The organism is Sporosarcina sp. FSL W7-1349 (genome assembly GCF_038003045.1).
Classification (GTDB): domain Bacteria; phylum Bacillota; class Bacilli; order Bacillales_A; family Planococcaceae; genus Sporosarcina.
This window is the reverse complement of record NZ_JBBOOK010000002.1, coordinates 868,800-894,294: the sequence shown is the minus strand read 5'-3', so window position 1 is coordinate 894,294 and position 25,495 is coordinate 868,800. Positions and strand designations below refer to the sequence as shown.

Here is a 25,495-nt window from a genome sequence, read left to right as displayed (position 1 = left end):
ATCTCATAGAAAATAGACGCAAAATGGCGAGAAAGGGAAGTGGATATGCAAGACAAAACGATATTAGTTGTAGACGATGAGAAACCGATTGCCGATATACTTGAATTCAATCTGAAAAAAGAGGGATTCAATGTATATTGTGCATATGACGGGGAGCAAGCGTTGGAACAGGTCGAGGAAGTAAAGCCTGACCTGATGCTCTTGGATATCATGCTTCCAAAACGCGACGGAATGGAAGTCTGTCGGGAAGTACGTAAAAAATACGATTTTCCGATTATCATGTTGACTGCCAAAGATTCCGAAATCGATAAAGTGCTAGGGTTAGAACTCGGTGCGGACGATTACGTGACGAAGCCATTCGGCACACGGGAACTGATTGCGCGGGTGAAAGCGAATCTGCGGCGCCATATGAAAGTGGTTCAGGAAGAGCAAGGGGAGTCGACGAATGAAATCACGGTCGGGAATCTGGTTATCCAGCCGGATGCTTACCTCGTGCTAAAGCGGGATGAGACGATCGAATTGACACACCGGGAATTCGAACTGCTTCATTATTTGGCCAAGCATATCGGTCAAGTGATGACACGTGAACATTTACTGCAAACGGTCTGGGGCTATGATTATTTTGGCGATGTCCGTACTGTCGATGTCACCATCCGCCGTTTACGGGAGAAGATCGAAGATACTCCGAGCCATCCGGCATGGATTGTGACGCGGCGTGGGGTAGGTTACTACCTGCGTGATCCGGAACAGGAGTAAGCTATGCAGAAGGTCGGTTTCTTCCGTTCGATCCACGTCAAACTCGTATTGATATACGTATTGCTGATCATGGTTGCTATGCAAATTATCGGCCTTTACTTTGTCCAGAAACTTGAGCAGACATTGAAAGACAACTTCACGAATTCAATCACCGATAAGATGAACCTTGTGGAATTCAGCGTGCGTGAGGAATTAATAAAAGAGCGTTCAACGGACGATCCGACACTCGAACAGAGTTTACGGACCGTCCTTTCGGGGTTTAACTCGGATGATATCAATGAAATTAGGGTCGTCAATCCCAGATACCGCATTCTGGCGACATCGGTCTTGGATAATCAAGTGATGGTCGGTCAACGATCGTTGGATGACACCATTAAAAGATCGATTGCATCGGAATCACCCTACGAAAATATCTACTATGATGAAACCATGCGGGAGCGGATTATGGTCCGGGCGCAACCGATCCTGTTTAATGGTGAAGTGATCGGGACGTTGTATGTAGTATCGAATATCGAGAACGTCTATCAGCAGATTGATGAAGTCACTCAGATCCTTGCGGGCGGTACCGCGTTTTCATTAACCATTACCATTATCATCGGCATTTTCATCGCCCAGACAATTACGCGACCGATTTCTGATATGAGGCGGCAGGCACAGGCGATGGCAAAAGGGAATTTCTCGCGCAAAGTGCGGGTGTATGGGAATGATGAAATCGGTCAGCTGGCGATTGCGTTCAACCATTTGACAAATCAGTTGCAAGAATCCCAGTCCACGACAGAAAGCGAGCGTCGGAAACTGGCATCCGTCCTTGAGAACATGACGGATGGCGTCATTGCAACCGACCGGAAAGGACGCGTCAGCCTGATTAATGATTCGGCCCTGTCCATGTTCCGCTTGACGCGCGACCTTGTGCTCAATCGCCCGATTGCGAGCATTCTTGGGCTGGAACAGGAGTACACATTCGAGGATCTGATCCAGATCAAGGATTCAATCGCTCTCGATTTCAGTACAGATGAAAGACCGTATATTTTGCGGGCAACATTTTCCGTTACACAGCGGGAGACCGGATTTGTGAACGGGCTGATTGTCGTTCTGCATGATAATACGGAACAAGAAAAAATCGATATGGAACGCCGGGAATTCGTCTCCAACGTCTCCCATGAATTGCGTACGCCGCTGACGACGATGCGCAGTTATTTGGAAGCTTTGGCAGAAGGGGCTTGGCAGAATGAGGAGATCGCCCCCTCTTTCCTTCATGTAACCCAGACGGAGACGGAGCGGATGATTCGATTGGTGAACGATTTGCTGAAACTATCGCGGATGGACAGCCAGGACTATGACCTAAACCGGGAATGGGTGGATTTCAACCAGTTCTTCAATGCCATCATCGATCGTTTCGAATTCTCCAAATCGCAAAATGTACATTTTCGCAGACTGTTGCCTTCCACTGAGTTATTTGTCGAAATCGATCCGGATAAGATGACGCAAGTCTTGGACAATATCATCTCAAACGCGTTGAAATATTCACCGGACGGCGGAGATATCCGGTTTGGATTGAGTTTGCAAGGCGACTTTATCAAAGTGATGATTTCCGATGATGGGATGGGTATCCCGAAAGAGAATGTCAATCGTATTTTCGAAAGGTTCTACCGAGCGGACCGCGCTAGATCGAGGGCAATGGGCGGCACGGGCCTCGGCTTGGCCATCGCCAAGGAAATGATCGCTGCCCATGGCGGTGAGATTTGGGCGGACAGTGAAGAAGGACAAGGGACAACCATCTTCTTCACATTACCATTTGAGCAACAAGAGGAAGGTGAATGGGATTGAAATATATCGAACCGATTAAGTCTGTGATCCTGCTATTGCTTGTCGTTTTGAGTGTCACTTTCACCTTCTCCATTTGGACGTATACTCCGCGCCTAAAATCGATTGAGGAGTTGCCGACTATTGATATCTCGATTGCCGACCGGATGGAAATAGATAAAGTCATTAAGCCATACAAAATCGTTTTTAATTTTGATGATGGATTGAAAGGAACGTCCCAGGCCGAAGAAATCGATTCTGTCATGGAAGAGATGAAGAAATGGCGAATTTCGGACCTCACCTTGGCAGACGGAAATTTTGGAATGGATAAATGGGCAACATTGATGAGAAAACACCATCATTTCTCATTGCATTTCCAAGGGTTGGTTCCCATTCCGCTCTACGACAAAGTCTTGAACATCGAAGAGGAAATAGTGCCGGAAGCTTCCTTCGACCGTCTTGTTGTCGATTGGAAACCGGAAGCAGAAGGAGTCGACTTGAACCTTTTCTTTGTCAACAGCAAGGACGGTCTGCTCTATAGGGCGAAAGGGAAGGTCGATGACTATCGGACATTCCAACAGAGCGTTGTTGCTTGGGCAGCGGAGTTTGAGGAATATACGGACGTCAATCCGGAAAATCCAGCAACTTTTATCGCAGTGCCGGCTGTGCCGGTGGAAACCGTCCGTACGAAATATTTCCAAGAGGAGATCAGCCCGAACCGGAATCGTGATTCTTTGCCGAACCGCTTCCGGGATGCGCTCTTCACCGATCCGAACGCGGTCCGTCGCAGCCAGGTCGATTCGGTGACGGAGGAATTCGCGGACGATCACGCACAGATGAAAGTTGATACAGAGAAGAAGATGTTGAGTTTTGTCCTCCCTGCTGCCCAAAGTACCGAGAGGGCAATCCCTTCCGAACTATTAGAGAAGACAATTGATTTCATCAATGAACATAGCGGATGGACATCGGAATACCGTTACATTTTCATGAATCCAGACTCCCGCTTCGTAAAATTCCAATTGTATATCCATGGGTTGCCCGTTTACAGCGAGACTCCCGGTTCTACGGAAATAATGGGGATTTGGGGGGATAACCGGATTTTCCGTTATGACCGACCGTATTATACGCTCGATTTGCCATTGACATCCGAAACGGAGACGATTTTCCTTCCATCCGGCCGGGACGTCGTGGAGACGCTAAAACAGTTGAGCGATGAAGATTTCAGTCAAATTGAGGAGATCATACCAGGCTATTACATGGAGCGGGACATAGATCGTAGGCTATTTACGATGGAACCTTCCTGGTTTTATTTAAAAAGTGGCACGTGGATTCGTTTTTCTGATGAAATGACCGGGGGTGAGGATTATGGATTGGAGTAAGACCAAAACGATCTTCATCGTTATTTTTTCCATTTTGAATGTCTTTTTGTACTCTCTTTACCTCAATCGGCATATGGAGTCACAAAACTTGCAGGTGATGGGGAAAACGTCGATTGAGGAAGCGCTGAAGATGGATAATATCACGCATGATCCCCTTCCCCCCCATCAGAATGACGCTTCTTATATTTCAGCCAAAGCGGTCGCTTTTGACAAGGAGGAAGTCGGGAAACTGGAAGGCCAGTCTGCCGTCATCGTAGGTGAAACGGTCCTCCAGTCGGTGTTGGACAGCCCTGAAACGGTTCGCAATGCGAAAGGCGATTACAATTTCACCGATTTCCTCAGCAAGTATGTGCTCAATGGAAAGGAATATCAGCTGTGGGAGGTGGACGAGGAGGAAGGAACAGCCCTCTTCTTCCAACAGGCACTGGGCGAACCGATTTACTTCAGCACCCATGCAATGCTGACGGTCTATTTGAACAAGGACGGCAAAGTGATCAGCTACGAGCAGCGGATGTGCGAAGAATTTGTCAGCTATAATCGGAAGAAGGACCTCCTCTCTCCAATCGAAGCAATCGGTTCATTGTCCAACCGTGGTTATATAAAACCTGATTCGAAAGTGAAACGGGTCACACTTGGCTATTCCACGTTGCTGACCGAAACGCTAGTATTTGCTCCGACTTGGAATGTTCGTGTAGAATTGAAGGATGGAACGATTGAAAATCACTTCATCAATGCAATTGAAGGTAAAGTCCTAGAGTTCCAATTGGACGCTTCCGATGAAGAGAAGGAATGAGGTTTTGAACCATGCGCTTTAGTGTACTTGCCAGTGGTAGTACAGGCAATGCGATTTATATAGAGAACGAGCAGCATGCATTTTTGGTTGACGCCGGTTTCAGTGCGAAAAAGTTGGAGGGGCTCCTGGCTGGCATCGACCGTTCTTTGAAACAAGTTGACGGTATTTTTGTCACACACGAGCATAGCGATCATATTAAAGGGATTGGCGTCGTAGCGCGGAAGTATGGCATGCCGATCTATGCAAATGAAAAGACGTGGAAGGCAATGGACGGGCTCGTCGGCACGATTCCGCTCGAACAGCGTTTCCAGTTCGACATGGATACTGTCCAATCATTCGGTTCCTTGGACGTCCAATCCTTTGCCGTTTCCCATGATGCGGCGGACCCGATGTTCTACGTGTTTCATGAAAATGATCGGAAATTGGCGATCATTACGGATACCGGTTATGTGAGCGATCGGATGAAAGGAATTATCCAAGGCGCTGATTCTTTTGTATTTGAAAGCAACCATGACGTCAGCATGTTGCAGATGGGCCGTTATCCGTGGTCGGTGAAACGGCGGATCCTCAGCGATGTCGGCCACGTCTCCAACGAAGACGCGGCGGTCGCCATGAGCGAAGTCGTAAAAGAAAAAGAGACGAGAATTTATCTGTCCCATTTGAGCAAAGATAATAATATGAAGGACTTGGCCAGGATGAGCGTATCCCAGACATTGGAGACATGCGGCATCCGAACTGGCGAATTCGTTCATCTGTACGACACGGATGCAGAAAAGCCGACCGAGTTGGTCACAGTATAAGAACCTCACTTCGGTGGGGTTTTTATTTGAATTAAAAATCTGCGGCCGTGCTCATAACTTCAGGTTTCGCGCTCATAAGTGTCCGTGCCGCGCTTATAACTTCGGATATCATGCCCATAAGTGCCCGTGCGGCGCCGATAGTGTCGGATTCCACGCCTATAAGAGCTCGTGCTGCGCTCATATTGTCGGTTCTCGCGCCCATAAGTGTTCTTGCTACGCTCATAACTTCGGATACCGCACTTATAGGTGTTCATTCCACGCCCATAACCTCGGGAATCACGCTCATAAGCGTTCGCGCCGCCGCACTCATAACCTCGGTTCCCGCACCCTTCGCTTCCGCATAAAAGCATCCCATTTGAAACACTTCTCGATTTTTGAAAAAATGGAATAAGGGTAAGGTAAGTAAAAGACTGTATGGAAAGGAAGAGGCGCATGGATGAGTTCAAAAATTATCCGGACGATCGGGAGCGTCAACCTTTGAATGAAACCGAACCGGTAATTGAAACGAGAAGGGAAACCGCAACTCCACCTCCCCGGCCGCCAAAACGGAGCGGTGGATTTCTCCCGGGCTTGCTGGGTGCCATCGTCGGGGGGCTGCTCGTTTGGTTGTTAATGACCAATGTCGGCGGGACGGGCGAGAAAGCGACAAGCGGGAATGATGAAAAGTTGGGCCTCACCGACAATGTCCAGTCGGAGCGTGTTTCGCTCGATATATCGAATGACGTGACAGAGGTGGTCGGAAAGGTGACGGACGGCGTCGTCGGTGTCACCAACTTGCAGACGGTGCGCGATTTCTGGTCGACCACCGAAACGACTCAGGAAGCGGGTGTCGGTTCGGGCGTCATTTATAAGAAAGCCGGAGATAAGGCATACATTGTCACCAACCACCATGTCGTCGAAAATGCACAGCAGCTGGAAATTACATTTGACGATGGATCGAAAACCGAGGGGAAACTGATCGGCAGCGATATTTGGACCGACCTGGCTGTTATCGAAATCGATGCCAAGCATGCGAAGACGGTTGTCGAATTCGGTGATTCGGATGCCTTGAAACGGGGAGAGACGGTCATTGCCATCGGGAATCCGCTCGGTCTCGGATTTTCGGGTTCGGTGACGGTTGGAGTCGTTTCAGGGAAGGACAGGTCAATCCCAATCGACCTGAACCGGGACGGCATCATTGATTGGCAGGCGGACGTGTTACAGACCGATGCTGCCATCAACCCGGGCAACTCCGGCGGAGCGCTCATCAATATGGCTGGTCAGCTGATTGGCATCAATTCAATGAAAATCACGGAATCGACTGTCGAAGGGATTGGGTTGGCCATCCCGACCAATCTCGCGGTTTCCATCATCGAACAGTTGGAGACTACCGGAACTGTCAACCGCCCGACTATGGGTGTCACCCTGCTCGATTTGCGAAGCGTGCCGGCTAGACAGCAACAGGAAGTGCTGAAATTGCCGGAAGATGTGACGGATGGCGTGGTTGTCACCGACGTAGCTCGGAATTCCCCGGCCCAGGAGGCAGGTGTCCAAAAGTATGATACAATTGTCGAGATGGACGGCGAGAAAATCGAGGACATGGTCACCTTGCGTAAACATCTTTACAATACGAAACGAGTCGGTGATACAATGACCATGAAAGTATACAGGGAAGGCAAATTGCTCGAAATCGATATGAAGCTGCAATCGGGAAATTCATTCTGATGTCATGACGTTACAAATAGTTTTCAACAGATAATTATCCACAGCGGGTAGAGTAGCCAACAGACAGCTATTTCACCCGCTTTTGCTATGTTTTCAATCGATGTGGATAAATCAAAATATTTGTGCATAACTTTGTGAAAAAGAAAGCAGGTGGTAAAATGAAGATAGTGAGCTGTCAAACCCATATAAATCATGCGTTAGACGTCTATGTTGCCAAGGAAAAAACCTTGCCACAGATGAAGTTTGTACCGGAAGAAGAGAAGTTATCCACAAAGTGCGACTACTGTGAACAGCCTGCTTTATATGTTGTGGCGAACGAATAATCGGGCACAAGATGTTGAGAGGGCCTGTGGATATGTGAATAACTTCTGTGAATAACATTTTAAAAAGGGTGGACAACCTGTGAATATTACAATTGTGACAGTAGGAAAACTAAAAGAAAAATATTTAAAAATGGGAATTGACGAATATGCAAAACGCCTTGGTGCCTACGCCAAAGTCGACTTAGTGGAGGTTGCGGACGAAAAAGCACCCGAATCGTTAAGCGAAGCCGACATGGAAATAGTGAAAAAGAAAGAAGCCGAGCGGATTTTGTCGAAAATCGGAGCGGATGCCTATGTCATTGCGTTGGCGATCGAGGGAAAAATGAAAACATCCGAGGAGTTGGCGGCGGGACTGGAGTCGTTGATGACGTACGGTCGCAGCAAAGTCGTATTCGTCATCGGTGGATCACTGGGGCTTCATGACAGTGTGTACAAACGGGCGGATGAATTATTGTCGTTTTCGAAGATGACGTTTCCACACCAGTTGATGAAGTTAGTGCTGTTGGAGCAAGTGTATCGAGGGTTTCGGATTATGCGGGGGGAACCGTACCACAAGTGAATGGCAAACAGGAAATAGTGCTGAAGCTTACTAATAAAATTTTAAATCACATAATTTGGTATAATTGATGTAAAGACAGCAATGAGAAGTAGGAGGTGATTACTCCTACTTTTTTTATAAGACTCTGGGGGAGGTATTATATTAATGAAAGCTAACTCAAAACCCACCTTTCTAAAAATTGTATATTTTGACGAAGGTTCAGCATTAGATTATTTAGAAGCTAAGCATGGGGGAAGATATGATAAAGTTTCTTCCGATATTATTCAGCGGGCTAAAACACTTGCAGGAGAAGTAGGTTTAGAGGTTTCAACCGACCCAAAGTTATTTTCTTTTATAATTGATTCATTAATAGGAATAAAAGGTCGGGTTTCTGGCAGGGCAGCTTATGATAGGAAAAGTGAAACTAATATTAGTGAAACAGTAAGTAGTACTGTATTGTCAAATTTTATTGACGATGTATATGAGAGTGTTCAAGATAGTAACTTTGGGATATTTAATAAAATCAACTTATCTTTTATCCCAAATTCAATTACATTTCTTAAAACAATCTCTCCAATGCTTAAAATAATAAAAGAGGAATCATTTGAACAACAAATGCCAATCCATTTAGGTGCATTAGACCAAATATTTAGTGATGCAAAGGGCTATTACGAATTAATATCCCAGGAAGAGGGAGAAAAGAGGGTTTTTAGATTTAACATTAATGCTTTAAGAAATAACTATAGATTAAATGATTTAACTAAAATGGATATTACAATCATTGGAATAAAAGTGGGGGAGTGTACAGAAGAACAGCTGGAATGGGAAGCTGAGTTTAACGAAGAAAAAAGAAATGAACAAAAAGCGGAAAGAAAGAGTAGAGTAGCTCATATTATTGAGGATGAATTACAAGATGAAGAAAAAGTACCTGACGTTATAAAAACATTGGATATTTATGATGTCATTTTAGCTGGAGTGGTTAATAATGAACGTTAAGGTTTTTTATGGACCAGATAATGCATTTAAAGAGTTTATTGAAGAAACAACTTTTGTAACAATGAATGATATTATGCTACAAGTTATTGAAATTGACCGCTCGTTTACAATTCGAAGTGAGGGCTCTGAATATGAGCCAAAAGAATTTTTTTATGAAACCATTGTCTGTCATAGACAAGAATACTCATCAATGTCGATTAATTCGATTAATAACATAATGTTAATCTTGAAAAATGTGAAATTTAACACTTTATATTTTCAAAATCCTCCAAATAATATTATTGAGGTAATACGAAGAAATTTCGTTGTCGATTTTATTTATTATGACTACGGGAAAATTGGCGTTCAAAGCTTAATTGAATTTAAAAGACTCTTTAGGGATAGATTGATAGGACAGGAAAAGGCACTAAATGTGCTGCTTCCTGTTCTTAATATCCCGAAGGTAAGGTCATCACAAAAACCAATAGTAATAATGTTTTATGGACCTCCTGGTGTAGGTAAAACAGAAACTGCAAAGTTAATATCACAAGCAATATATGGAAGTGATAAAATTAAGAGATTTCAACTATCAATGTTTCAAACAGACCAAGCGTATAGATTTCTATTTGGTTCAAAACCACAAGAGGATAGTTTAGCAAAAAGTTTGATGAGTAGGGAAACAAATGTCATTTTATTGGATGAATTTGATAAAGTACATCCTAATTTATATAGTGCATTTTATGAACTTTTTGATGAAGGTCAGATAGTTGATGGTAATTATACTGCTAAGGCTGATAATTCAATATTTATATGTACGTCGAATTATCTAACTACGTCCGAAATTGAAAAAAACGTTGGTGGAGCAATATTTTCAAGAATAACAGAGTGTATTAAATTTGAACCATTAAACGAGAATGAAAAATTAAAAATAATGACAACAGAGTTTAAGCGGAGTTTCGAAAGTCTTGCTCTAGACGATAAAGAAAAGCTCTCACATTTAGAAGAAGAAATGTTATTAGAATTATCATCGGATATAGATGAATACGTGAATACAAGGGATATTAAAAATACAGTTGACATGTATCTAAGTTATAAATTATTAAAGGAATTACGTGTATTGTAAAAATACAATGCAAAGGTATTTGAGGTGAGGGCATAGATATAGAATATAAGTTAAAGAACCTTGGGGTGTGACCGACAAGTAGAAATGAACCCTTTCTTATCTCAAAATGCTGAATAAGATTGAACCCTACTTTCCAGTATGAACTTGCATGATGGCCTTGTTTGGCTGAGCCAGTATATTGGGGCTACATGGCTTATAATTTTGCTCACAGAGGCCCGTGTAAAGTGACAATGTGTACGCTCTATCTTCCAGTTGTAAAGTGTTCACTTTAATTTAGCTAATAGTGTTTAAGTTTATATGACGGTTACATGGGGTTTTGATTGACGAATATACGATTAATATAAATGAATCAGATTACTTCTTGTTTCCACATTGAAATAAAAAGGTAATTCAAGCTACACAAAAAATTGAAGTTCATAGCAAAGAAAAAATAATTTGAGTTTTTTAATAAAACGAGGCTGGATAATTTGTTTACTTTGATAAATAATATTAAAGAAATAAAAGATTTCTCACTGAAAAAAATACAATTTATTCTTATATTTACTTTGTTGTTTCTTTTTTATATAAAAGAATTTCATGAGGTATACTTTATTAGTTTATATGAAAACATAGAAAATATAACCATGAATCTGAATTATTACTCATGGGAATACTTAATTATGATATTACAATTATTCCTTATTTTATCCATGGTAATTACTTTAATTTTAGTAATCTTATTAAATATATTTGATAATACTTTATGGAAATATAACGAAAGAACTAAAATATTGTCATTGGAAAGGATTATTGCCAAAAAAAAGTGTACTCAGTTATATGTTGATTTTTCTATTTGGTATTTTATTATACTCGGATATAATTATTTGTTTGATGGAAATTATATTAATAATAGAATTATTATTTTTATTGCATCATGGAGTATTCTAATGTTATTTATTAAATTATTTCTTTTTCTTTTTGCTACTAATGATGATGATTGGATATACAAAGATTATTAAACATATATAGAAAAGTAGAGAAAATAAAAACTCATTTTGATACACCATGGCGAACCGTATCATAAGTAATTGAGGTTTTTTAAAAATTTTGGTGACTATATGCGGTTTCATAAAATAACTTGTCCAGTGATGAGTAAGCAGGAAAAACACCGCATTCCCTTCCGTTTCCGCCAAATTCCAAGTATTTTACTCGCTTAGGAAAGAGCCGTATTATTTCTTCTGCCCTATTGTCTTCGTGAATAATAGGGCTTCTTTATATTTAGTTACGAAAAAGGATCTATTCTGTTGACTCACAGTGTATAATAATCTTAATTGTATTAAAATACTTAAAATACACTAAAAGGAATTTGAGAAAAATGGGATTCTATTCAATTAAACATATTGACGACCAACAAGATTTTATTTCGTACTCAAATGAGTTATTTTTTGAACGACTTAAATTGGTTTCTTTTATGCTCATTTTCACCTATCCCGGCTTCTTTTACTCTGATGTATTTCTATTAAATAAGACAGACCCGGTTTATAGATGGGTTCTTGCCTCTATTCACCTTACAGGTTTTTTTCTGTCCATTATTTTTATTCTCATTTATTATTTTTACAAGAGTGCGCCTATAGGTCCCATTATCCATATCTACACCGTGTTATTCTTATTTATTGGCGCGACGGCTTCTATAAACAGTCAGTTATTGAATGGTAATATTTATGCTTATATCATTCTTTTACTTGGGGTTTCTGTTGTTTTTCCTATTCATCCTGGCCCGCTTTTAATTTATTTCAGCAGTAATCATATTTATTTTTTGATTGGGTTGCTTTTCATGGACCCTAACCACTTTTCGCTGAATACAAACATAATTAATTCAACCGGGGCTGCTGTAATTTCCTATACGATTGCATTTATGCTCTATCGGCTGCGAAAAAGGGATTTTGAAAGTAAATGCAAGTTAAGAAGAAATACGGATAGTTTTAGAAGACTATTTCATATGAATCCATATCCATTAATTCTTACAAACCTACAAAATGATGAAATATTGCTTATCAATCATCAGGCAATTGAATATTATCATTTGCAGGATCAAGACATGACGAAAGTGGATGGAAAATTTTTATTCGCCAGTCCCTATGAAAAGCAGATTATATTAAAAATGCTTGAAGAGCATCAAAGTATCAAAAATTATGAACTGGAGTATCAAGTAAATCCCAGTCTAAAAAAATGGGCTATGCTAAGTCTGGAATTGGTCGAGTATTTGGATCAGTCCTGTATTCTAATTGGGGTTACGGATATTACCAACCTGAAGATAAAGGAAGAAGAGCTGCTTAAGCATGCTTCTTTCGATACACTGACAGGTGTGATGAATAGGCGGAGCGGAATGGCTTTGTTGGAAGAAAAAATTCACGGGCCTTATCAACAAGAATTTTATGTTTGTTATATTGATATAAATGGGTTGAAAACCGTCAATGACAACTTCGGTCACTCAGCTGGAGATGATCTCATCAAGACAAGCTGCGAAATCATTAATTGCAATATTGACTCCGGCGATGTGCTATTCCGAATGGGCGGTGACGAATTTATCATCGTTTTCTTCGGTAAGAATAAAGAAAAAGTGGAAGAGACATGGATGGATATTACACGAGATTTTCATCGTTTTAATCTGTCGGGGGAAAAGACCTATGAACTTTCAGCGAGCCATGGAATCGCCTATTATAAGCCCGGCATGCTGACCACTGTAGAGGAAATCCTAGAAGCGGCAGATCAAACTATGTACGAAGAGAAAATCTCAATGCGGAGGATACCGTCCAGCTAAACTCCTAAACTCAGTGCTTGCCCATTATGATTATGTTAGTTGAAACAACACTCATAATTATTGTATTAAAAAATCTATATAAAACCTCATTTAGATACATCACGGTGATATTTTTGCTTTAAATTTATCAAATTAGATATGAATACAAAACGAAAGCCGATTTTCTGGGCAAACAGAAAATCGGCTTTTTCAAATTGTTTACGGATTTTTTCATATATTTAGAGTTATATAATTTTCTATGTTCACGGCGTGTATTTGGCATAGACAGTTGTTTAGGATAAACACTAAGAAAATATTAAGAATGGGTATGTGTGTTTGTTAAGATTTAATGAGTATCATATCTTTATACGAAGCCTATAGGGATGACACATGAACCGAAAGAGATGGAGGAGAGAATGTAGTTGAACATTTTGATTTGTGATGATGATAAAGAAATTGTAAGGGCAATTAGTATTTATTTAGAAAATGAAGGCTATCAAGTATTCAAAGCTTACAATGGGCTAGAGGCCATCGATCTGATTCGAGATCATACTATTCACCTAATTATTATGGATATTATGATGCCAAAAATGGATGGGATCACGGCGACGATGAAGATTCGGCAAGATAATATGATTCCGTTAATCATGCTTTCTGCTAAGTCGGAGGATCATGATAAAATACTCGGATTAAATATCGGAGCAGATGACTATATGGCCAAGCCGTTTAATCCGTTAGAACTTGTGGCTAGAGTGAAATCGCAGCTACGAAGGTATACGACATTTGGCAGTCTTGAGGTGAGTAGTCATGTATTTCAATCGGGCGGGCTCATGATTGATGATGAACAGAAAGTCATTACGGTTGATAAAGAAGAGGTTCATTTGACACCAGTGCAGTATAAAATTGTAAAGCTTCTCACAGCAAATGCCGGGAGAGTATTTACAATTGAAGAGATTTACGAAAAGGTATGGAATGAAAGGGCCATCAATCCAGAAAACACTGTTTCAGTCCATATTCGAAAGATTCGAGAAAAAATTGAAATTAACCCGAAAGAACCGAGGTATCTAAAAGTTGTATGGGGAGTTGGGTATAAAGTTGAAAAATATTAGTCATGCACGTATTACGAAAGTGGTTGTGTTTCTCGTGGCAATCATTTGCTTAACAGGTATAGCGAGGGCACTGATTGACTTGGAATACAATAGGGTCCAACTTAGTGATGTAAATACGGATAGTTATTTTGAAAGCCAGTCGTTCGCCAAGGAAAATTACGGCCTGTTTCACACCTTAACGGAATTAATCGGAACATATAAAAGTGAGGCCTATATTTTAAGTGGTAAGGCACTGACGAAAGCAGATAGCCGAGTCATTGAAGACGAGTTATACAATGAATATTATTATTCAAATGAATATGATCACGATCTAAAAGAAGCAGATAATAAGCGCATTTTCAAAGAAGAATATGCGGATAAGATCAAGCGTAAAAAAGAAGAACGTATGCGAATGCAAGTCAGGGAATTTTATCAGTTAGTCGAGAGACTAGAAACCTATGAAGGTATCATCTATTATGCGAGTGATGGTGAACATGTATTTTCCAATAGTGAAATGAATAAGAAAGAGCAGTTTGAAACCTATGATGCCTATATGTTAGTCGGGGATTATCAACAAAAAATGTACCCATCTAAAGTGGCGAAAAGTCACTACTATGATTATTTTACGCCTACAGTTGATCAGTTGAATTCACAAACAGATGCGATATATGTCGCATTTACGGATGCTTTTCTACAGAAAAAAATACAAGAATGGGAAACAGATAAAGCAGAAGCCAAAAGGCTTTTAAATGAATCCATAGCATTTTTAGTAGGACTTATTGTATCTTTTATTTATTTAATGATTGTGATTGGAAGAACATCGTTTAAAGATAAGGACATTCATTTTCATGTTATTGACAAACTCTATAATGACCTTAATGTGGCGATTGTTGTTTGTTTACTGTCGATGTGGTTCGTCATGATTGTTGAAGTGTTCCGTGAAATCTACCTGCTTCTCACGGTACCTATTTTTATCATTGCCTTACTGCTGATTTTATCGCTCGTCAAGCATATTAAAAATAAAACAATCCTTTCGCATACACTCATCTATCAAATTTTTAAAAAGGTATTTCTTGCGATAAAACATGTATTTGACAGCGGTAGCTTAGCCGTGAAAACCGTACTGCTTGTCATTGGTTATCCAATAGTAGTTGCGGCAACGTTTTTTATGTTTCCGATTACGATTGGTCTAGCTGCCTGGCTTGCGCTAAAAAAGGTGAAGTCGTTTAACCGCATTAAAGAAGGCGTAGAGCACATTAAAAATGGTGATCTTCAGCATAGAATTGAAATAGACGGAAAAGGGGAGTTTAGCCAACTCGCGGGGAACATTAATCGTATTACCGAGGGGTTAAATAAATCAGTGGATAGTGAAATTAAGAGCGAGCGTTTAAAAACAGAGCTCATTACAAATGTTTCGCATGACATCAGAACGCCATTAACGTCAATCATTACGTATGTCGATTTATTAAAAATTGAAAACGACCCTGAAAAAATTGCCGAATATGTAGATGTATTAGATCAAAAATCAAAAAGACTCAAGCACTTAACGGATGACTTATTTGAGGCGGCTAAAGCATCAAGTGGAAGTATGCCTGTTCAGTTAGAACGGATTGACATCGTATCATTACTAACGCAAGGAATAGGAGAAATGGATGAAAAAATTGAAGCATCGGCATTAGAATTTAAGTTTGCTCATCCAACAGAAAAAGTGTATGTGAAGGCTGATGGCAAATTGCTGTGGCGTTCCATCGAAAACTTATTTTCGAATATTTTTAAGTACGCACAGCCTGCATCAAGGGTATATATTGATGTTGAAGACTTAGGCAATGAAATACGCGTGACGCTTAAAAATATTTCAGCCTATGAATTAAATATTTCAGCTGATGAGCTAATGGAACGCTTTAAACGAGGCGATGAATCTAGATCAAGTCAAGGTAGCGGATTAGGGTTGTCGATTGCTGAAAGCCTTATTTACAACCAGCGCGGAAAGTTCTTAGTTCAAGTAGATGGCGATTTATTTAAGGTGATGATTTATTTACCAAAATTTCTAAATGAATAATGTATCAAAGGAATAGGATATGTGAGTGTCCTATTCTTTTTCTATGTGTAGATGCGAATAAAAGTGCTAGAAATGTTGTTGAAAAGTTTCAACGTTTTTCAGGCTAAGAAAAACATGCTTATGCGACGTACAGATCGAAAATTATTATCAAATTTTAAAAAATATCTTATTCATGCGAAATGGATAAGGTACTTTTTTTCATGAAAAACCGCACTTGGCTACATCTCGGAGAATCATATTATAAGTAACGGCAAACCAAGTAAGAGTGAAAATACTTCAAAAAATAATGAAAGACCAATTCTCGTACTGAAGAAAGACATAGGTTAAATTCATTTATACACTCTTTTAGAGGCATATTTGGCAAGTAGGCAATGGTAGTTTGGAAATTAAAAATGTAGCTACTTGCCAACCCAACATAATTAATAAATCGCTACGGGCCCATAAGGACTGTCGATAATTTCTATTTTCGTTTCAAAAATATCTGATAAAATTTCTGGGTCCATGATCTCTTCTACTGTTCCAAAAGCGGCAATTTGTCCATCTTTCATCGCACAAATTCGATCAGAATATTTGGCTGCAAAATTTATATCGTGCATAACGGTTAGAATCGTTCTTCCAAATTCATTCGCAGCTTGTCTTAAATGCTCCATCATTTGAACAGAACGAGCAACGTCAAGATTGTTCAGAGGCTCGTCTAACAGTACATATTCAGTCTCTTGGCACAAAACCATTGCAACATATGCCCGTTGCCTTTGACCACCTGAAAGCTCATCTAAATATCTATTTTCCAGATCAGTCAAGTCCAAAAAATCGATATACTTAGAAATAATAGCCTCATCCTCTCTCGTTAACCTTCCCTGTGAATGAGGAAAACGTCCATATCCAGCCAGTTGTCTAACAGTAAGCCTCGTGACAAAATGGTTTTCTTGTCGCAAAATAGTCACGATTTTTGCCAAGTCTTTCGATTTTGATTTAGAAACATCCATATTTGCTACCCTAATTTGACCTTCATCCATATCCAAAAGTCTTCCAATCATCAAAAGGGTCGTAGACTTTCCCGCACCATTTGGTCCAATTAACGAAGTAAAACCGGCTTTTGGTATTTCAATATCTAAAGGTCCTATTTTTACCTTGTCCGTATACAACTTTCTAGCATTCTCAATTTTTATCATAGTGCCCTCTTCCTTAAAATTACAATTAGAAATATGATTCCACCAAACAGTTCGATAATGACTGAAACTACACCTTGCGCATTGAACACATGATACATAACAAAGTATGCGCCCGTTAGTATCAAAAATCCTATAGCGAGAGCCATTGGAAAAATATATCTGTGATCATGAGTAGGTGCCGCTTGATAACTCAAAGTTGCAACTAAAAATCCAAAGAAAGTAAGCGGTCCAACCAAAGCCGTTGAAATTGACATCAACACAGCAACTAAAATAAGTGTATAAATGATACTAGGTTGATGTTTAACTCCAAAAGTAGTAGAGACATCCTTTCCAAGTGACAATACATTTAATTTCTTGGAATATGTAAGAAGTAAAATTCCTACAATAATTACCATTGGAATGACAATCGGAAAATAGGCAGCATCCGCATTATTAACAGAACCAAACAATCTTGCCTGTAAAATATCAAACTCGGACGGTGAAAGTAATCTTCTCATAAAAGTAGACACGGATCGCAGCCCAGTTCCAATAATGATCCCAACCAAAAGCATAAGTTGTAAATTGCCATACTTACCGGAAAGCAACCATCCGTAAAGGATCAAGCTCATTAAGACCATAGCTGTAACTTGAAACAGAAATGATCCAGTACCACTGAAACCTATTAATGCACCGGCACCAAAGAAAAATATCGTACTCGTTTGAATGGCTGAGTACAGTGATTCAAAGCCTAGAAGTGAAGGTGTTATAATCCGATTATTTGTAATCGATTGGAAAGCAACGGTCGACAAACTATGACAAACTGCAGCAATAATCATTGCAGTAAGAGCTACGATTCTTCTCATTACAACCGGGATAAAAGAAGGTGAATCTACTGGAACCGGATTGTTATAAACTAAAAGTCCATACGAAGAAAGAACGCCCAAAGCAATCAATGTGATTAGCAAAATCCAATAACGTTTTTCCTCCTTCCTAGAACGAAAAGCTCTAGCGGATCTCTTTTCCTGACGAAGGCTAGAATCGATTTCGACACTATCTGTACTTCTATATCCCAATGCGTTCATCTTCATCTAAGCCTCCTTGGTTTTCTTCGTCTCAATAAAATAGCAATAAATACGACTGCCCCCACTGTTCCAAGTATTAAAGAAACAGGCACTTCAAAAGGCATGATAATTGTTCGAGAAATGATGTCACAAACCGTTATCGTACCCATTCCGATTACACATACCCAAGGCAAATTACTTCTAAGGTCATCTCCTCTGAACATGGAAACAATATTCGGAACAATTAAACCTAAAAAAGGCAAGTTTCCAATCACAGCTGCAACAATTCCAACTGCTAAAGAAATTAGACCCGTAGCGAAAAGGACGAGCCAATTATAATTTACTCCAAGACTTGTGGCTACATCTTCCCCTAGTCCAGCTAAAGTCAATCGATTCGCATACATGAAAATAAGAATCGTAACGATAACAATTACCCATAAGTATTCATATCTTCCAATTTGGACAGCCGCAAAAGAACCTACAAACCAATTTTCAATACTTTGTGTTGCTTGAAAAAGGAGTCCGATAAAAGTGGAAACTGCGGAAATGACTGCTCCTAGCATCAGCCCAATGATCGGAACAATTAAAGACGAGCGAAGTTTAACTCTTCTTAAAAACAAAAAGAAAATCATCGTACCTATAAAAGAAAAAATGATTGCACCCGTCATTCGTAAAGCTAAAGTGGGTGCAGGAAATACTAAATACACAATAAGGAGTCCCAAACCAGCCCACTCAATAGTCCCTGTTGTGGTAGGTTCAACTAAACGATTCTGTGTAATAAGCTGCATGACGAGCCCCGCCATTGACATGGCAGCTCCAGTAAGCATGAGTGCCGCTGTTCTTGGAATACGCGTTATGAAAAACATATCCATTCCATCTTCTTGTCCGCGTATATCATAAACGCCGGTAAACAGTGAGATGATGCCTAAAATAAAAACAACTATCACAGCGAATATAAAAGGTTTTGTCCATATCTTATTGTAGTTATAAAGCTGGGGTTGAGAATAATTCCCAACCCCAGTAACACTATTCTTTTGCACTATGTGATACTCCTTTAGATTACTTAGCTAGCGTATTTGCAAGGTTTTCAAATAACTCTAGATAAGTTTGGATGGATTCGTTTGTGTAAGTGTCATTTGGTGCATAAACGATCTTTCCTTCAGTAATAGCAGTTACGTTTTGAAGAGCAGGCGCATTATCAATAACATCTTGGGCAGGAACCGCATCAGATTCAGATGATACTGCCGCATCACGATCCATTACAAAAATCCAATCAGGATTACTTTGTGCAATTGCTTCGACAGAAACTTCATCACCTTGGTGATCTGATGTAGATTTGTCAACTTCTAATGCCGGAGTCCAGCCAAAAATTTCATACATTGGTCCCCAAACACGTCCAGAATGAGGAGCCGCAAAACCAATATTTCCGCCAGAAACGATCACACTCATAACTGTATCCGTTCCATTATAGGCAGACTTAGCATCTTCGATAGCTTTATCAAAATCAGCATTCAATTGTTTAGCCTCTTCATTTTTATCAAAGATTTGGCCCAAAGTAGTTGTCGCATCTTTAAGCCCATTTACTAAGTTTTCACCCGGTGTAGAAGCTTCCTCAGAAACATCAATATTCAGATCAATAACAACTGCATTTGGTACTAACTTTTTTATGTCTTCATAATAGTTACCAAATCTTTGACCAACAATTACAAGTTCAGGATCCACAGCCGCGATAATTTCAAGATTTGGTTCACGGTGATTTCCGATGTCTTGAACTGACTCATCACTTACATATGGTGAATCCGCAGGCATTACAGCTTTTGGAGCAGCCGCTAACTTAATTTCCCAATCAGATAAAGTTTCATACGTTCTATTATCCAAAGCAACTACATTCTTAGGATTTATCGGAACAGTAACCGTTCCATGAGCATCCGTGATTTCAACCGTTGTTGCCTCTTCTGTTTCAACTTCAGTAGAATCATTTACTTGCCCATCGGTTTCGGTTTCACTCGTTCCACCAGTTTCATTCTTTGAATTTGAACAAGCCACCAACACCAAAGCAAAAATCGCCATAATGACAGTTAATTTAAACTTCCTCATTTCTCTACCTCTCTCCTTATGTATTAAGTTTTACAGACATACAGATTATTGAATTGATAAGGTCACTATCTAGGTTTTATTTTTATGCGTGCCTTTACATACGAATTATCTTTATCTCTATTTCACATAGTGCACAGCAACGGCATAAAAACAATTGATAATGATTATCAGTATCAATCTTCTACTCAAGTATAACCAAGAAAAAAATATTATCAACCTGAATTATTCTGTGAGTTAGATAAATTTTAATTGTTGCGCTTTGTTGAAGGCATTCTAAAAGGAGTGAGGGTAGACGGTGAAAAGTGCACCCTGTCCTCGAATGAGCCGGGATGAACCATGCCACGAGTGAATAGCAAACGAAGTTCGTGCGGTTCAAAAAAACCACTTAGAACATTGATACAACAACGTTCTAAGTGGTCAACATATTTAGTCATGTAATTTGTAATGTTTAAATGCTTGAATAGGAGGCTTGCGCTTTTCAAAGAAGTCGGGGTCATGATAGGGAGGGTCTAATTGGCTCAGATCAAAGGAATCTTCGGTACATGAAATATATAAACTATAACCTTCTTCATCTTCAGGGAAAAATACTTCTTTTTTCTCGCCAAACTGAAGTGCTTGATCAATCGTATCCTTTAACCTTTGTAAGGCTGCACGATTGCCAACGATAAAGGCATCACCATGCCAACTTGGCTGTCCATAAATGTGTAGGTATTCATCTTCCTCACTATAGGTTAAGGAAGTTTCAATTTGCTGTATGATTTTTTCAGGTTCATCTTCAGTAATAAATATATCTTGATGAAATCCTACGAATGCCTTTGACTTAAGATTACAAATGAATTCCTCTTTTACATCGCATTCCTGTATAAATAAATACATTTCTTCATGAACTTCGCTTGCATATAAAATAACTTGAATCTGTTGAGTGTTTTTTTGGAAGATAAGTTGTTTGAAGTGAGGTAACGAAACTTTTTCTTCTACAAGTGTAAAGCCTTTCGAAACAATCGTTTGCTTTGGAAAGGTTAAGTAGTTTTTATGGCTAAAAGTATACCAATATAAATTATTCATAACAGCCTCCTTTATTAACATTACGAGTGTATCTGTAGTATACAGGTTCACTGGAAAAAGCGCATTTAGGCATGTCGTGTTAAATATTTCTATAAGTAATACTTGGGTTAATTTCATAACTAGTTTTGTCACTTGAGGGGCTTTTGGAAAACTAATTGGTTATACAGGCGTCCTACAAGTTGCTAATATATAAGTTGAAATAAATAACTTCTTCTAACTGTTGATTTCCGTTCCGAGCGGACGCTTTCCGCGGGCACGGCTTCAATCTCCTCGTCGCTGCGCTCCTGTGGGGCTTTCAGCTCGTGCTGTTCCCGCTGGAGTCGCCGCTCTGCACTCCAATCAACTAGGTTAATAGCTAAAATAATAAATTCAATCTATATATATGAATAATAAAAAGACTTTAAATACAGTGAGTAGGAGGAGGATATATGGCACAAAGACCGGTTTTTATATCAAACAAAGATGAAAAAGAATTGGTAGAAGCGAAAAACATCGAATTCGAATGGTTTCCTGGATTCTCGGTAAAGCAAAAACAAAGATCCATACAATCTTTACATGAAAGTATCTTGGAAGAATACCCTACCCTAAAAGTTTTAGAAGTTTCCAGTAAAGCAGATAACGAATTGGGAATAGCGCTCAGCGCATTTAATCTAATGATAGAGACAAAGAAGATTAAGTCATTTAGTGTGGAAACCGCATTTCAGGCAAGTAAGGTTTTTGAATTTGGCGGCCCCTTTCTGGACCTTTATGAGAAGACATCGAGAGAAGCTAAAAAAGATCCAAGAATCAAAAACAGTGGCAAGCTAATTCGTTTTCAATTTTTTAAAAGAGAATTTGACCTTGAACCTAAGACATTTTTCTATGATTGGTTGTATATCAATGCCTTGTCTTTAAACAAGGAGCTTAGTGAACAAGTAGTTGAATATGATGCCTTTACAGATATTGAATTTAATCCGCAAAAGTCTATCAATTGTCAAGCAAGGTCTGTGGCCCTGTATGTCTCTTTGTATAGACTAGGCTTACTCAACAAAGTATTGTTATCAGTTGAGGATTACAAGGAAATAGTCGTTGGAGAAGTTGGTCTGAAAAACGTAGAAGTAGGAGAGAAGGAGGAAAATGAGCAATTAAATATTTTTGATAAATTAATCGATGAATAAAAGACGGGGGCGAGTAATCCAACGGAATTCAAGCATTCAGCACACACGGAGTAATCAAGGAATAGCTCGAATTTTATACAACAAGGCAGGGGGGCTGGACTTATGAATAACCTTGAAGATTTAGTAGAAGCAATTATCAATGAGCCAATGTTACGGGAAAAAACGTATACGTATTTCATTTTAGGGACTGAGAACTCGTTTACGAGCGGATATTTTACAATCGTTGAAAATGAAGCTTCATATGACGGTGACATCACGGTTGCTCTCTTTAACAAGTATGCTGATACGATTCAAACTTTAATGCGGGGACAAGGCATTCTTTGTATCAAAGCAGATGCGGGTATATTGGTTGACCATAGCTTGGTGAAAGATATAAATCCTGAGTTATTTGATGCGGATCTCTTTGAGCTGCTCAATTTCCAAAGATATAATTTGGAGCCCGCGGAGGGGGAAAGAAAGGAGGTCTTGCGGGAATCATTAAAAGCTGAAAAAATTAAACAAACATTAGTTTTTGCTTGTTATATGAATGACATCGGGCGGATTAGAGAGCTCGCCCCCAGTGCGAAAAAATCCCAGTTAGACAAGGTTTTGAAATATAGCGGTACGCCGCTGCAATTTTGCAGTAAACACGATAATGTGGAGGCATTTCAGCTGCTTGCTGAAAAGGGTGCAAATGTTGGAAAGCGCGCTTTGGCCCAAACGTCCCTAGAAATTGCTTTTCAATATTCCAGTGATATCGTGAATTATATCCATTCTCATTTTCCGGATGTTTATGAAAAAGAGGTAAAAAAGAAAGGTTTTGGGATTGCCCTTCGTTGTCAGGATGAAGCGCTGCTGGAAGACATTTTAAAAATGGACTGTGACTTGAACCAGGAAGGAAAACCGTTCCCTCCGCTGCATAGCTTTGCGGATGCTCATAATGTGGTCGGGATCAAATTCCTTCTAGATCACGGGGCTGCGATTGAAGGTAGAAATCAGTATAAACAAACGGCTTTGCACAGGGCGATTCAAGCTCAAAATGCGGCTGCTGTAGAAATACTATTACATTATGGTGCAGACATTCATGCTGAAGATCACACCGGGAAGACAGCTAGGGAGTTGGTGCAAACCTGTGACAATCAAGATATTCTTTCTATCATGCAGTTCTAGCTACTGGTGAACAAATGGTTACCTCACAAACGATGGAAATATTGAAGTATGTCATCATTTATACACTCGTCAATACTTCCATCCTGCTTTTTCTAGGTTTGCCTTCGTACACTTCCCGAATCCTTTTCACACAACGTTCAATCGTAGCTACTTTATTCAAAATAACATCATTCATCCAACACACTTCCTCGTTCCTTAATCGCCTCAAGAAGGGGTGCGCGCTGCTCGTTCAATGTCGCATACATGCTGTACGCTCTCATCCTTTGCCGGATGTATTCACTTTCGTCTTGGATGTAAATAGGTGTTCCTTGCTCAAAAATTTGCATGGTGAATACCGTGTCGATTTCTCCAATATTGACAACATCCACCTCCCGCCCGCAAATGAGGGCAAGCTCGCCTGCAAGGATGAACTGATCGTAAAACGATAGCTACTTGTCGCTGAAATAAGCAAGATCTACGTCACTTTCCTCATGTACGGTCCCTTTTGCGAAAGAACCAAAAAGGATGATGAAATCAGGATTCACCTGTTGTTTTAATTTTTCTATAAGTTGTTCCTTAATGTCATTGCTTGGCATGCAATCACCACCTTATAAACTTTAATCAGAAAAACAGTACTTACCTTACCGCTTCGCTTAAGTAGGCAACCGCATTACAATTACATGAGTATCCCGATTCAAGGTATGATAAGGTTTAATAAGAAATTGAAGGAGGAACGTCATTGATAAACATAACTATTCCAGAACCCGCGGTGACCATCACTAAACGAGACAACCTTGAAGAAAGTAATACGTACGGATTTTCGGATTTCCATTCGATTCCTCGGGACAAGGGCGGCATCTTCATGTTCTATAACAAAAACCAAGAGCTCTTATTCGTCGGGAAAGCAAGGAAGCTGAGACCGAGAATTAAAAAACATTTTGAGGATACGGTATCCCCGATCAAAAATCACCGGGATGAAGTCACCAAAATTGAGGTATGTGTCGTAGAAGACCCTGTACATCGGGAAATTTACGAAACGTATATTATCAATGAGCTTAAGTCGAAATACAATATAGACAAGGCTTTTTATAGATAAGGGTGCCTGTGATCAAACTTTTATGGTTGTTTAAACTTTAAGTGGAACAAACCTGTGAGTTTCCGCACAGGCGCCGGTTTTTAACATCTTATATAATTCCGTTTGAAACCAATTCTACCTTTATCTATCTCTTTTTGAATACTGTCGTAAGCGTTGAGGAAACTGCTTTTTTTCTTACATTTTTTTCGTTCGTTCCTTGCCTAGAGCTTCCGGCTACTGCATCTTGGTATCAAGATTCAATTTTCTTCATCACCATCCCGTATTTTGTAATAGCCCAACATCGCCAATCCATTCAAACCGATCGTCACCAACAGGAGTATGATTGCAGCGGTTCCGACAGCACCCATTGTGTCCAAAAGGGACGACCAATCCTCTTTTTTGACGAGATGATGGGTATATATGATTTGGAAAGCGAAGGAAATCGAACACGCTCCCATACTTATTACGGAGAGGATGACCCATTTCCGATGGCCGGGCCGATCCATTCGCTTTAAATAAACAATTGGCAGGATCCACGCAATAAGGCCGAGTGTGATGCTGGCGAAATTGAGCATACCCATTTAACTTTTTCCTCCTTTGCCTTGTCGCCTTTCTGTAGTGGACCACCTGTAAACAGATAA

The 25,495-nt window shown here is 39.9% G+C and carries 24 protein-coding genes and 1 pseudogene; 16 read left to right on the top strand and 9 right to left on the bottom strand.

Features of this window, described 5'->3' with window-relative positions:
* The first annotated feature begins 45 nt into the window (after positions 1–45).
* From yycF to MKY41_RS18235, 13 genes are all read left to right on the top strand, one after another.
* Positions 46–756, top strand: coding sequence for a response regulator YycF (gene yycF / locus MKY41_RS18295; RefSeq protein WP_041072366.1), 711 nt, complete (start codon positions 46–48; stop codon positions 754–756).
* A 3-nt stretch (positions 757–759) separates the two neighbouring features.
* Entirely contained in the window at positions 760–2,583 is a 1,824-nt protein-coding gene (gene walK / locus MKY41_RS18290; protein WP_340746427.1) for a cell wall metabolism sensor histidine kinase WalK, read from the top strand.
* Positions 2,574–3,938 carry a YycH family regulatory protein gene (locus MKY41_RS18285; RefSeq protein ID WP_340746426.1) on the top strand — a complete coding sequence of 455 codons (1,365 nt, stop codon included), beginning with the start codon at positions 2,574–2,576 and terminating at the stop codon, positions 3,936–3,938. Before walK ends, MKY41_RS18285 begins: the two co-directional genes overlap by 10 nt.
* The gene (locus MKY41_RS18280) at positions 3,925–4,731 is read left to right on the top strand and encodes a two-component system regulatory protein YycI (protein WP_340746425.1); all 807 of its coding nucleotides are present in this window, start codon (positions 3,925–3,927) and stop codon (positions 4,729–4,731) included. The genes MKY41_RS18285 and MKY41_RS18280 overlap by 14 nt, the downstream gene beginning before the upstream one ends.
* An 11-nt stretch (positions 4,732–4,742) precedes the next feature.
* Positions 4,743–5,531, top strand: a complete 789-nt coding sequence (locus tag MKY41_RS18275; RefSeq protein ID WP_041072358.1) for an MBL fold metallo-hydrolase — start codon at positions 4,743–4,745, stop codon at positions 5,529–5,531.
* Positions 5,532–5,963: 432 nt separating this feature from the next.
* Entirely contained in the window at positions 5,964–7,235 is a 1,272-nt protein-coding gene (locus MKY41_RS18270; protein WP_340746424.1) for a S1C family serine protease, read from the top strand.
* Positions 7,236–7,393: 158 nt separating this feature from the next.
* A complete protein-coding gene (locus MKY41_RS18265; RefSeq protein ID WP_340746423.1) occupies positions 7,394–7,558 on the top strand; it encodes a CxxH/CxxC protein in 165 nt (54 codons plus the stop codon).
* 79 nt (positions 7,559–7,637) lie between these two features.
* Entirely contained in the window at positions 7,638–8,117 is a 480-nt protein-coding gene (gene rlmH, locus MKY41_RS18260) for a 23S rRNA (pseudouridine(1915)-N(3))-methyltransferase RlmH (RefSeq protein ID WP_340746422.1), read from the top strand.
* A gap of 144 nt (positions 8,118–8,261) precedes the next feature.
* Positions 8,262–9,092 carry a DUF6414 family protein gene (locus MKY41_RS18255; protein WP_340746421.1) on the top strand — a complete coding sequence of 277 codons (831 nt, stop codon included), beginning with the start codon at positions 8,262–8,264 and terminating at the stop codon, positions 9,090–9,092.
* Positions 9,082–10,194 (top strand): AAA family ATPase, encoded by a 1,113-nt coding sequence (locus MKY41_RS18250; RefSeq protein WP_340746420.1) that lies wholly within the window; start codon positions 9,082–9,084, stop codon positions 10,192–10,194. The genes MKY41_RS18255 and MKY41_RS18250 overlap by 11 nt, the downstream gene beginning before the upstream one ends.
* A 1,354-nt stretch (positions 10,195–11,548) precedes the next feature.
* Positions 11,549–12,994 carry a GGDEF domain-containing protein gene (locus tag MKY41_RS18245; RefSeq protein ID WP_340746419.1) on the top strand — a complete coding sequence of 482 codons (1,446 nt, stop codon included), beginning with the start codon at positions 11,549–11,551 and terminating at the stop codon, positions 12,992–12,994.
* Between the two features lie 401 nt (positions 12,995–13,395).
* Complete coding sequence (locus MKY41_RS18240) at positions 13,396–14,082, top strand: response regulator transcription factor (RefSeq protein WP_340746418.1); 687 nt, start codon at positions 13,396–13,398, stop codon at positions 14,080–14,082.
* Positions 14,069–16,120, top strand: coding sequence for a HAMP domain-containing sensor histidine kinase (locus tag MKY41_RS18235; protein ID WP_340746417.1), 2,052 nt, complete (start codon positions 14,069–14,071; stop codon positions 16,118–16,120). The genes MKY41_RS18240 and MKY41_RS18235 overlap by 14 nt, the downstream gene beginning before the upstream one ends.
* A gap of 419 nt (positions 16,121–16,539) precedes the next feature.
* Here MKY41_RS18235 and MKY41_RS18230 read toward each other — a convergent pair whose 3' ends face one another.
* The 5 genes from MKY41_RS18230 to MKY41_RS18210 form a co-directional block, all read right to left on the bottom strand.
* Entirely contained in the window at positions 16,540–17,292 is a 753-nt protein-coding gene (locus MKY41_RS18230; protein ID WP_340746416.1) for an iron ABC transporter ATP-binding protein, read from the bottom strand.
* Positions 17,289–18,353 carry an iron chelate uptake ABC transporter family permease subunit gene (locus tag MKY41_RS18225; RefSeq protein ID WP_340746485.1) on the bottom strand — a complete coding sequence of 355 codons (1,065 nt, stop codon included), beginning with the start codon at positions 18,351–18,353 and terminating at the stop codon, positions 17,289–17,291. The genes MKY41_RS18230 and MKY41_RS18225 overlap by 4 nt, the downstream gene beginning before the upstream one ends.
* 2 nt (positions 18,354–18,355) lie before the next feature.
* Positions 18,356–19,372, bottom strand: coding sequence for an ABC transporter permease (locus MKY41_RS18220; RefSeq protein WP_340746415.1), 1,017 nt, complete (start codon positions 19,370–19,372; stop codon positions 18,356–18,358).
* A gap of 19 nt (positions 19,373–19,391) precedes the next feature.
* A complete protein-coding gene (locus MKY41_RS18215; RefSeq protein WP_340746414.1) occupies positions 19,392–20,429 on the bottom strand; it encodes a siderophore ABC transporter substrate-binding protein in 1,038 nt (345 codons plus the stop codon).
* A 426-nt stretch (positions 20,430–20,855) separates the two neighbouring features.
* The gene (locus MKY41_RS18210) at positions 20,856–21,494 is read right to left on the bottom strand and encodes a hypothetical protein (protein ID WP_340746413.1); all 639 of its coding nucleotides are present in this window, start codon (positions 21,492–21,494) and stop codon (positions 20,856–20,858) included.
* A gap of 428 nt (positions 21,495–21,922) precedes the next feature.
* Between MKY41_RS18210 and MKY41_RS18205 the strand changes: the two genes are divergently transcribed.
* A complete protein-coding gene (locus MKY41_RS18205; protein ID WP_340746412.1) occupies positions 21,923–22,651 on the top strand; it encodes a DarT1-associated NADAR antitoxin family protein in 729 nt (242 codons plus the stop codon).
* Between the two features lie 102 nt (positions 22,652–22,753).
* The gene (locus MKY41_RS18200) at positions 22,754–23,800 is read left to right on the top strand and encodes an ankyrin repeat domain-containing protein (RefSeq protein ID WP_340746411.1); all 1,047 of its coding nucleotides are present in this window, start codon (positions 22,754–22,756) and stop codon (positions 23,798–23,800) included.
* A 167-nt stretch (positions 23,801–23,967) separates the two neighbouring features.
* On the opposite strand, the gene MKY41_RS18195 is transcribed toward MKY41_RS18200, so the two are convergent.
* Both MKY41_RS18195 and MKY41_RS18190 read right to left on the bottom strand, forming a co-directional pair.
* On the bottom strand, positions 23,968–24,168 hold the full coding sequence (locus tag MKY41_RS18195) for a hypothetical protein (RefSeq protein ID WP_340746410.1): 201 nt from the start codon (positions 24,166–24,168) through the stop codon (positions 23,968–23,970).
* Between the two features lie 60 nt (positions 24,169–24,228).
* Positions 24,229–24,375: a nucleotidyltransferase domain-containing protein gene (locus MKY41_RS18190; RefSeq protein WP_340746409.1), complete on the bottom strand. Its 147-nt coding sequence runs from the start codon at positions 24,373–24,375 to the stop codon at positions 24,229–24,231.
* Between the two features lie 143 nt (positions 24,376–24,518).
* On the opposite strand from MKY41_RS18190, the gene MKY41_RS18185 reads away from it, so the two are divergent.
* Positions 24,519–24,875 carry a nucleotide excision repair endonuclease gene (locus MKY41_RS18185; RefSeq protein WP_340746408.1) on the top strand — a complete coding sequence of 119 codons (357 nt, stop codon included), beginning with the start codon at positions 24,519–24,521 and terminating at the stop codon, positions 24,873–24,875.
* Positions 24,876–24,955: 80 nt separating this feature from the next.
* On the opposite strand, the pseudogene MKY41_RS18180 reads toward MKY41_RS18185, so the two are convergent.
* Both MKY41_RS18180 and MKY41_RS18175 read right to left on the bottom strand, forming a co-directional pair.
* A pseudogene (locus tag MKY41_RS18180) lies at positions 24,956–25,066 on the bottom strand (DNA alkylation repair protein); the annotation flags it as partial.
* 45 nt (positions 25,067–25,111) lie between these two features.
* A complete protein-coding gene (locus tag MKY41_RS18175) occupies positions 25,112–25,435 on the bottom strand; it encodes a hypothetical protein (protein WP_340746407.1) in 324 nt (107 codons plus the stop codon).
* Positions 25,436–25,495 lie beyond the last annotated feature (60 nt).

Excerpts from the sequence above, each read along its gene's own strand:
- yycF (WP_041072366.1), top strand. The coding sequence starts at position 46 with ATGCAAGACAAAACGATATTAGTTGTAGACGATGAGAAACCGATTGCC.
- walK (WP_340746427.1), top strand. The coding sequence starts at position 760 with ATGCAGAAGGTCGGTTTCTTCCGTTCGATCCACGTCAAACTCGTATTG.
- MKY41_RS18285 (WP_340746426.1), top strand. The coding sequence starts at position 2,574 with ATGGGATTGAAATATATCGAACCGATTAAGTCTGTGATCCTGCTATTG.
- MKY41_RS18280 (WP_340746425.1), top strand. The coding sequence starts at position 3,925 with ATGGATTGGAGTAAGACCAAAACGATCTTCATCGTTATTTTTTCCATT.
- MKY41_RS18275 (WP_041072358.1), top strand. The coding sequence starts at position 4,743 with ATGCGCTTTAGTGTACTTGCCAGTGGTAGTACAGGCAATGCGATTTAT.
- MKY41_RS18270 (WP_340746424.1), top strand. The coding sequence starts at position 5,964 with ATGGATGAGTTCAAAAATTATCCGGACGATCGGGAGCGTCAACCTTTG.
- MKY41_RS18265 (WP_340746423.1), top strand. The coding sequence starts at position 7,394 with ATGAAGATAGTGAGCTGTCAAACCCATATAAATCATGCGTTAGACGTC.
- MKY41_RS18255 (WP_340746421.1), top strand. The coding sequence starts at position 8,262 with ATGAAAGCTAACTCAAAACCCACCTTTCTAAAAATTGTATATTTTGAC.
- MKY41_RS18250 (WP_340746420.1), top strand. The coding sequence starts at position 9,082 with ATGAACGTTAAGGTTTTTTATGGACCAGATAATGCATTTAAAGAGTTT.
- MKY41_RS18245 (WP_340746419.1), top strand. The coding sequence starts at position 11,549 with ATGGGATTCTATTCAATTAAACATATTGACGACCAACAAGATTTTATT.
- MKY41_RS18230 (WP_340746416.1), bottom strand. The coding sequence starts at position 17,292 with ATGATAAAAATTGAGAATGCTAGAAAGTTGTATACGGACAAGGTAAAA.
- MKY41_RS18225 (WP_340746485.1), bottom strand. The coding sequence starts at position 18,353 with ATGAACGCATTGGGATATAGAAGTACAGATAGTGTCGAAATCGATTCT.
- MKY41_RS18215 (WP_340746414.1), bottom strand. The coding sequence starts at position 20,429 with ATGAGGAAGTTTAAATTAACTGTCATTATGGCGATTTTTGCTTTGGTG.
- MKY41_RS18210 (WP_340746413.1), bottom strand. The coding sequence starts at position 21,494 with ATGAATAATTTATATTGGTATACTTTTAGCCATAAAAACTACTTAACC.
- MKY41_RS18205 (WP_340746412.1), top strand. The coding sequence starts at position 21,923 with ATGGCACAAAGACCGGTTTTTATATCAAACAAAGATGAAAAAGAATTG.
- MKY41_RS18200 (WP_340746411.1), top strand. The coding sequence starts at position 22,754 with ATGAATAACCTTGAAGATTTAGTAGAAGCAATTATCAATGAGCCAATG.
- MKY41_RS18190 (WP_340746409.1), bottom strand. The coding sequence starts at position 24,375 with ATGCCAAGCAATGACATTAAGGAACAACTTATAGAAAAATTAAAACAA.
- MKY41_RS18175 (WP_340746407.1), bottom strand. The coding sequence starts at position 25,435 with ATGGGTATGCTCAATTTCGCCAGCATCACACTCGGCCTTATTGCGTGG.